The 8,344-nt window shown below is 51.5% G+C and carries 7 protein-coding genes; 4 read left to right on the top strand and 3 right to left on the bottom strand.

The genetic code is table 11. From position 1 onward, the window contains the following. A partial coding sequence (locus ABYT30_RS12175) for a Na/Pi cotransporter family protein (RefSeq protein WP_373096723.1) occupies positions 1 to 1,514 on the bottom strand: 1,514 nt, incomplete at its 3' end. 167 nt (positions 1,515 to 1,681) lie between these two features. Here ABYT30_RS12175 and ABYT30_RS12170 point away from each other — a divergent pair. Together ABYT30_RS12170 and ABYT30_RS12165 are read left to right on the top strand one after the other, a co-directional pair. Next, the gene (locus ABYT30_RS12170; protein ID WP_373096722.1) at positions 1,682 to 2,761 is read left to right on the top strand and encodes a CNNM domain-containing protein; all 1,080 of its coding nucleotides are present in this window, start codon (positions 1,682 to 1,684) and stop codon (positions 2,759 to 2,761) included. Beyond that, on the top strand, positions 2,715 to 3,485 hold the full coding sequence (locus tag ABYT30_RS12165) for a DUF2959 domain-containing protein (protein ID WP_373096720.1): 771 nt from the start codon (positions 2,715 to 2,717) through the stop codon (positions 3,483 to 3,485). Before ABYT30_RS12170 ends, ABYT30_RS12165 begins: the two co-directional genes overlap by 47 nt. A gap of 201 nt (positions 3,486 to 3,686) precedes the next feature. Here ABYT30_RS12165 and ABYT30_RS12160 read toward each other — a convergent pair whose 3' ends face one another. Further along, positions 3,687 to 3,998: a hypothetical protein gene (locus ABYT30_RS12160; protein ID WP_373096719.1), complete on the bottom strand. Its 312-nt coding sequence runs from the start codon at positions 3,996 to 3,998 to the stop codon at positions 3,687 to 3,689. A 320-nt stretch (positions 3,999 to 4,318) separates the two neighbouring features. Between ABYT30_RS12160 and ABYT30_RS12155 the strand changes: the two genes are divergently transcribed. Continuing rightward, positions 4,319 to 5,824, top strand: a complete 1,506-nt coding sequence (locus ABYT30_RS12155; RefSeq protein WP_373096717.1) for a flavin-containing monooxygenase — start codon at positions 4,319 to 4,321, stop codon at positions 5,822 to 5,824. Further along, positions 5,821 to 7,455, top strand: a complete 1,635-nt coding sequence (locus ABYT30_RS12150; protein WP_373096715.1) for a GMC family oxidoreductase — start codon at positions 5,821 to 5,823, stop codon at positions 7,453 to 7,455. Before ABYT30_RS12155 ends, ABYT30_RS12150 begins: the two co-directional genes overlap by 4 nt. A gap of 19 nt (positions 7,456 to 7,474) precedes the next feature. On the opposite strand, the gene ABYT30_RS12145 is transcribed toward ABYT30_RS12150, so the two are convergent. Then, positions 7,475 to 8,344: AraC family transcriptional regulator (locus tag ABYT30_RS12145; protein WP_373096713.1), on the bottom strand; the 870-nt coding region annotated here is incomplete at its 5' end.

Here is an 8,344-nt window from a genome sequence, read left to right as displayed (position 1 = left end):
TCTAGGCTGATCAGCCCCCGCGTGCCGGTGCTTAATAAATTTTCTTTCAATATATCTCGCTGACTTTTCAACGCGTAATAAGCATTCTCAAGTTTCTCAAAATAAAGTTCCGAGTCACTGCTGGTCGCGGAGTTTAAAAAATCCCGGGAGCTATCACGATAGGCATTAATTTCTTTCTCGACGGTAAAATTAGGTAAACTTCCTAACTTTGTTCGCGTGTCCAGCGCGGTATCCAGCGCAGCAGCACAGCCTAAAAAATACTGATCGACGCGCATTAAATCGGACAACTGCCGAGTGACCTCTTCGTTTAATGATGTTCGCTCAAGATTCACAATAAAATTGGAAATTACATTAGAAAGTTGATGAATTGCGTTAATTTTCAACTCAAGATCGGTGTTAGGGATATTCGTATCCAAGGTCTGCTTAGCCGCGTCACCAATATGCCCAGCAACCCGTTGTAACTCTAAAATAAGTGCATTAACTGCCAGCATTGGCGCCGCCGCTGTAGTTTTATCGAGGTATCGCGCCTTCGCTAAAGACTCGCTGGCCGTGACAAAGCGCTTCTCTAGAAATCGCACTAAGTGATTGTTAAGCGGCAAAGCCAGTAAGACGCCGAGACAATTAAAAACGGTATGAAATAGCGCAAGGGAAACACCGATATTAGGCGTGAGCTGCATCATATCCCGCGCGGTTTCGACCGCATAGAACATTACGGGTAAAAGGATTAACGCGACAATCGCGGTCCCAATATTGAATATAACTTGGGCAGTGGCCAAGCGCTTTGCGTTTGACGTAGCACCAATGGAAGCCAGTACCGCCGTAGAAGTGGTTCCAACATTAGCACCAATGACCATCGCCGCCGCCGCATAGATGCCAATCATATTGGCAGAGGCCGCTGATATAGTGATAGCAATCGCAGCGCTGGAAGACTGAGTAAGGATCGTCATCACAACACCGATCATAAGATAACCGATAACCTCAACATTACCCGCGAGAGTGATGGTACTGAGGTCGAAATTAGCAACGATACCTTCAAAGGCTTGCTGCAACGTTGAAATTCCGAGAAAGAAGAGACCAAAACCGACCAGTGCCCGACCAACCCCCAGACGTCGCCCTTTGCTTTTAGCCAACATAATAAATGCGCCAATCCCAATGGCCGGCAGCGCAAAAGCATGGACATCGAGCTTAAAGCCGACCATCGCAACTAGCCACGCGGTCATGGTGGTGCCGATATTGGCGCCGTAGATAATCCCCAAGGCTTGCCGCATTTTAAGTAATTCAGCATTGACAAAGCCCAGGGACGCAACGGTTACCGCACTAGATGACTGTACGATCGCGGTCATTAAGAAGCCAGAAAACACACCTCGAATCAGGCTGTTAGTCCAATGACTTAGAAGCCGACGCAGCGACTTACCGGCGGCAAGGGTGAGGCCATCGGTCATTAATTCCATTGCAAGCAGAAACAAACCGAGACCACCCAGTAGCGTTGCTACAACGGTAAAGTTTTCTGACATAGTATGGCCCCATCTACCCTTTCGTTAAGATCGCAATTTATCTTAGTCTGAAATATCAGTATGGGAGTTAAGCTAGATCAAATACCGTGTAATTACCACATGCCTAACTATTGACTTTGCACCTCCGCAATGCGGCAATCTAAGCCTGCTTACAGACTGGAATTTGTATGATTTTATTACTTGTCTATATTGGTATTGCCCTAGGCGTGTCGTTCTTATGCTCAGTATTAGAAGCCGTATTACTCAGCGTAACGCCCTCCTATATCGCTGCCGAAGAACGCGGTAACCATCGCAACGGTGCGATATGGCGTACATATAAAACTGATATCGATCGGCCCCTAGCCGCAATACTGAGCCTCAACACCATTGCCCACACCGTCGGCGCGGCGGGTGCGGGTGCCCAAGCGACCAGTTTGTTTGGCGAAGTGTATTTTGGCATTATCTCAGCGGTATTAACCCTGCTTATCTTAATTGTTTCTGAAATCATTCCAAAAACCCTCGGTGCATTATATTGGCGAAAGCTGGCGCCACTGTGTGCGCTCGTTTTACGTTTTGTCGTTTGGTCGATGTACCCCTTGGTTATTATGGCCCAGGGAATTACTAAGCTATTGTCGCGCGGGGATAAAGCCCACTCTATTAGTCGGGAGGAGTTTGTCGCGCTCGCCGAAGTCGCCGTTAGAGAGGGAATTTTAGATCAAGAAGAATCCGATGCCGTGACAAGCTTGATCCGCTTTCGCTCACTTCAAGCCCGGGATGTCATGACACCAAGACTGGTTATTTTTAGCTTAGCGGAAGACGAGACTGTTAAAGCAACGGTGGAAGGCGATAAAAATATTCAATTTTCCCGAATTCCGATCTACACCGAAGACCCTGACAATATTACCGGCTATATACGCAAAGACGAGCTAATGGAGGCCATGACCCTCAACCCAAATGCACACATATCCAGTTTGCGACGGGAATTATTGGTAATTCCAGATACACTGCCGACACCAGAACTACTGCAAAATATGATCGAGATGCGCGCGCAAATGGCCCTTGCCGTTAGCGAGTATGGCGGTGTAATGGGGATTGTCACCGTAGAGGATTTGATTGAAACCATGCTGGGCATGCAAATTGTTGATGAGACAGATACCAACGAAAACATGCAAACTTTAGCCCGGGAGTTATGGGCCAAACGGGCACGGCGCTTGGGGGTATTTGACGACGAAAAGATCAGCGCCGCAGCGGGATCATCTTCGCACTGAATATTATCGGCGGCGAAATTTGCCGCACCCCACCATGCAGGCTACCATTAAGCCCTATACCAATAATGCTTTAGGACACACCATGCGCTTTTTATTGCTGCTACTCATGACCACCGCCATGATCTCAATCAGCGGCTGTGAGTCTACTTATTACAACGCCATGGAGAAAGTGGGTGTTCACAAACGGGATATCTTAGTTGATCGCGTTGGTGAAGCAAAAGAAGCTCAAAAAGACGCGCAGGAGCAGTTCAAAGACGCACTAACGGAATTTAGATCGGTAGTCAGCTTTGACGGCGGCGATTTAGAAGCCCATTACAAGCGCTTAAACGGCGAATTCGAAGACAGCGAAGCTGCGGCCCAAGAAGTCAGTGACCGGATCAACAAGGTTGAGTCAGTAGCCGACGCGCTGTTCGACGAGTGGCAAGACGAGCTACAGCTATATACCAACGCCCGCCTGCGCAGTGACAGCGCCAATAAGCTGCAAGCCACGAAGCGGCAGTACTCCGCCCTAATCAAATCTATGCGCCGCGCAGAGAAGAGTATCGACCCCGTTCTCAATGCCCTGCGCGACAATGTGCTCTACCTCAAACATAATTTAAACGCCTCGGCGATTGGCGCACTGAAGGGTGAGCTGGCGGGTATCGACCGCGATGTTCAGCAGCTCATTGGTGCGATGGAAAAGGCCATTCGGGAATCGGATGCCTTTATAAAACAGCTTAAGTAAGCTGGGAGATGCTGGACGGGAGACGGTAAACGCTTAAAACACGCCAGTGACAAATAACCCCACCCCGTCATGCTGGACTTGATCCGGCATCCACATACCACTGAACTACGTCACTGCCACAACCATGGATACCGGCTCAGGGGCCGGTATGACGAGGGCGGTAATGGAAACCTGGGCGAGGCACGGCACGCCCCCACCCCGTCATGCCGGGCTTGATCCGGCATCCATATACCACTGAACTACGTCACGACCACAACCATGGATACCGGCTCGGGGGCCGGTATGACCCCACACTCTGTCATGCCGGACTTGATCCGGCATCCATATACCACTGAACCACGTCATCGCCAAATCCATGGATACCGGCTCGGAGGCCGGTATGACGAGAGGGGTAGTGGCTACCTGCGCGAGGGCCGGTATGACGAGAGCGGTAATGGAAACCTGCGCGAAGGCCAGCACGACACCCTTCCCGTCATGCCGGACCTGATCCGGCATCCATAGACCACTGAACACGTCACTGCCACACCCATGGATACCGGCTCGGGGGCCGGTATGACTAGGGGTTACTGGATTCCGGCTCGGAGGCCGGTATGACGAGTGAGGTACCGGCTACCTGCGCGAGGTCCGGCACGACCCCACACCTCCGTCATGCCGGACTTGATCCGGCATCCATAGACCACTGAGCCTCGCCACTGCCACAGTCATAAATGACGAAACCCACTATGTCCGAAATTCTACAGTTATGTCCGTTAGGCGCATGGTGGTTTATTTGTTCGGCTTTAGGATAGAGGCTGCAAATTCACCCTCTACCAAAACAATAACAGGCCGCTGATATGAGCCATCCACCACTAACTAATAGCGACATCTGTACTAACACTCGCCTAGTAATTGTCGGCACTGGTTTTGCAGGTCTGGGCATGGCTATTCGTTTAAAAGAAATGGGCATTGATGATTTTATTATTATTGAACGCGCCAACGACGTCGGCGGCACCTGGCGAGACAACCGCTATCCCGGCGCCGCCTGCGACGTGCCCTCGCATCTTTACTCTTTCTCCTTTGAACCAAACACGGAATGGTCGCGGGTTTACCCAACGCAGCCGGAGCTAGAAGCCTATTTGCAGAACGTGACCGACAAGTGGAATCTGCGGCCCCACATCCGCTTTTCTCATAGCCTCACGGCGGCGCATTATCAGCAAGACACTGGCCACTGGTTGGTCAAAACCAGCGGCGGCGATTTCCGTGCCCGTTTTGTAGTGTGCGGCAATGGCGGTTTAGCGGAGCCCAAGTTGCCAGATATTCCTGGCGTCGAAAACTTTGGCGGCCATCATTTTCATTCCGCCACTTGGGACCACAATTATTCCCTCGACGGTAAGCGAGTCGCCGTTATTGGGACCGGCGCCTCGGCTATTCAATTTGTGCCGCAAATTGCCGATAAGCCCGCAAAACTTTCGGTTTACCAGCGCACCCCAAACTGGATTATTCCCCGCCACGACCGCGCCTACCACCGCGTTGAGAAATGGCTTTTTAAGCGCCTGCCGTTCACCCGTAAATTGCTGCGGGCCAAAATTTATTGTCAAAATGAAATGCGGGTGCTCGGTATGGTTTTGCACCCCGCGCTGATGAAAATTTTTCGCATCACCGCAACATGGAATATTCGTCGTCAAGTTGCCGACCCAGATTTACGCAACAAGCTAACACCGACATTTCCGATCGGCTGCAAGCGAATCTTGATTTCAAATGATTGGTATCCCGCGCTACAAAAACCCAATGTTGAAGTGGAAACCAGCGGCATTCGCGAAATTACGAGCACCAGTATTATTAGTAACGATGGTAGCGTGCGCGAGGTCGATTGCATTATTTTTGGCACCGGCTTTTACGCCACCGAGAACCCCATTGCCACCATGATCCATGGTCGCGACGGACGCGTGTTAGCCGATGTGTGGGCCGATGGCGAAGAAGCCTATTTGGGCTCAAGTGTGCACGGCTTTCCAAATTTCTTTTTTATTGTTGGCCCCAATGTCACCTTAGGGCACAGCTCTATGGTATACATGATCGAAACTCAGATCGCGGCCATCAGCCGAGTTCTTGAGGCCGCAGACGAGGCGTCATCGACAACAGTGGAAGTGCGCGAGGAAGTTCAAGATACCTATAATCGCGAGCTGCAAACCCGGCTTGGTGGTTCAGTGTGGGCCAACGGTTGCGACAGCTGGTATAAGCACCGCTCAGGTAAAATCACCCAGCTATGGCCTGGCTTTACCTTTAGTTTCCGGCGCCGCAATCGCGACTTTAAACAGTCAGATTATATTTTCTCTACGCCAAGCACAGAGGCCACACCATGAGTCAGCACTACGATTACGATGTGATTATTATTGGCTCAGGATTTGGCGGTAGTGTCTCTGCCCTGCGCCTAACAGAAAAGGGCTATCGGGTTGGTGTAATGGAAATGGGCCGACGCTGGAGCCCAGAAAATATGCCGTCGACCAATTGGAAGATATGGGATTTTCTGTGGCGGCCAATGCTGGGCTTGAAAGGCTTTTTTAGTCTGCGCTTTTTTCGCCATGTTATGGTCTTGCACGGCAATGCCGTGGGCGGTGGCTCGGTAACCTATGCCAACACTCTACTCGTACCACCAGAATCGGTTTGGACCGACGGCAGCTGGCGCGGCCTAGACGACTGGCAGGCGGTGATGCCCGGGCACTACGCCACCGCGAAAAAAATGCTTGGCGTGAACAAAAATCGACGCCTCGCTGCAGCCGATCACGCCCTTCAGAAAATGGCCGAACATCAAGGCCGCGGCGATACTTTTTACACCACCGACGTTGGCGTGTTCTTTGGTGATGCCGACGATACCAGCGGCGGCAAACGCTACCCCGACCCCTACTTTAACGGCGAAGGCCCAGAGCGCCACAGCTGCATTGGCTGTGGCAGTTGCATGACTGGCTGCGTACACAATGCTAAAAATTCCCTGGATAAAAATTATCTTTATCTAGCTGAAGCCAAAGGCGCCGAGGTTCATGAAGAAACCCGCGTAAGCGATGTACGGCCTTTACACAACAGCGATGGCAAAGACGGCTATGAGGTTTTTACCCAGCACGGCACCGCCTTATTTTCTAAAAACCGAAAGCGCTTCACCGCCAAAAAAATTATTTTCGCGGCAAGCTCGCTAGGCACTCAGGAATTATTATTTAAACTCAAACAATCTGGCGCCATGCCAAAGATCTCCGATGAGCTGGGCAATCGGGTGCGCACCAACGCTGAGTCTTTATTGGCGCTGCGTTTTCCCGGCGGCGAAGATATGTCGAAGGGCGTGGCCATCGGTTCTGGATTTTATTTAGATGAATACACCCATATAGAAGCGACTCGCTACGGCAAAGGTCACGATTTGCTCAGCTTATTGTTTACCCCCTTAACGGGCGGCACACCGGGTATAGGCCGGACTTTTTTGTGGTTTTTCACCTTGCTTGCCTCATTGCTTCGGCATCCGATAAAAACCCTGCGCGGCTGCAACCCCTTTGGCTTTGCCAAGCAAACCATTATCTTTCTGTGCATGCAAACCATCGACGGCCATTTGAATATGCGCTACCGGCGGCCCTGGTATTTCCCGTTTACCAAGGTGTTACAAACCGAGGGGCAACCCATTCCCTCGTTTATTCCCGCCGCAAATAAATTTGTTGCCGACAGCGCCAAGCAGCTCGATGGTATCGGCGCGAGCATGGTATCGGAATTGTTTTTTAATATTCCCACCACCGCGCATTGCATGGGTGGCTGTGGCATGGGTAGCTCTGCGCAGACCGGCGTGATCGACAGCCAAAACCGTTTGTTTGGCTATGACAATGCCTACGTCTGTGACGGGTCAATGTTAGGGGCTAATCTTGGAGTAAACCCAAGCCTGACGATTACCGCCTTAACGGAACGAGCGATGAGTTTTATTCCCGCGAAAGACGCGATTCCAGCTGTAAGCGAAGCCTAAGGCGGGGTAAACGCGGTGATCACGCCGCGCCTTGGCCCTGCTTACGCAGCATGCCCGGCGTATGACCACTCATGCGCTTAAACGCTTGGGAAAAACTCGAGGCATCGGCGTAATTTAAGCGCTCGGCAATTTGTTCAACACTCAGCCGAGTACCGGTCAGCATTTCTTCTGCAAGGCTCAGCCGAATTTCATCGACCAGTTGGCGGAATGAAGTGTTTTCGGCGGCCAATTTACGGCGCATGGTCCGCGAGGTCATGCACAAGGCGTCGGCCACTAACTCCATGTCCATTGACATCGGTCGCTGACGCAGCAGAATATCTCGCACCTTGCCCGACAAGCCGCGCCGCGCGCTGCGCTTGGCGATAAGCTCTGAGCACTGTTTGTCTAACAAGCTCGCGGTAGCGGTATTGCCCACCGCGCGGGGCTTATCTAATGCGCTGCGCGGAAATAGCAGTTCATTGCGCTCGGCAGCAAAATCCACTCGGCCTCTAAAGCACTGATCATACAACTCCGCATTCTCCGGGCGCGGGTGCTGAAACCTCACCCACTCCTCGCCCATATTGTTGCCGATCATTTCACGGATAATGATCATGGCAGCGTGAATTTCGCGCTCAATGGAGAACAGGCGCACATCATCGGGAACATCAGTGTTATCAAAAACAAGAATCGCATAATCATCATGCTCTTCTACCGTAAAACCAGAGAATACAAAGGTCAGCTCTTGGTAGGTTTGCGATAATTCCACAGCTTTACGCGCCGTGGGGCTGCTGGCCAGCGCAAAGCCCCAAATACCATAGGCAGAGAGATGATAGCGCTCCCCCGCCAGAAGCCCCAAGTTTGCAATATGTGGCAGTTCGCGGAGTAAATTGCGCACCACCGCCATTTCGGC

Source organism: Zhongshania sp., assembly GCF_041623545.1.
In the GTDB taxonomy this organism is placed as follows: Bacteria; Pseudomonadota; Gammaproteobacteria; order Pseudomonadales; family Spongiibacteraceae; genus Spongiibacter.
The sequence above is the reverse complement of the archived record's forward strand: the minus strand, read 5'-3'. Positions and strand labels throughout refer to the sequence as shown.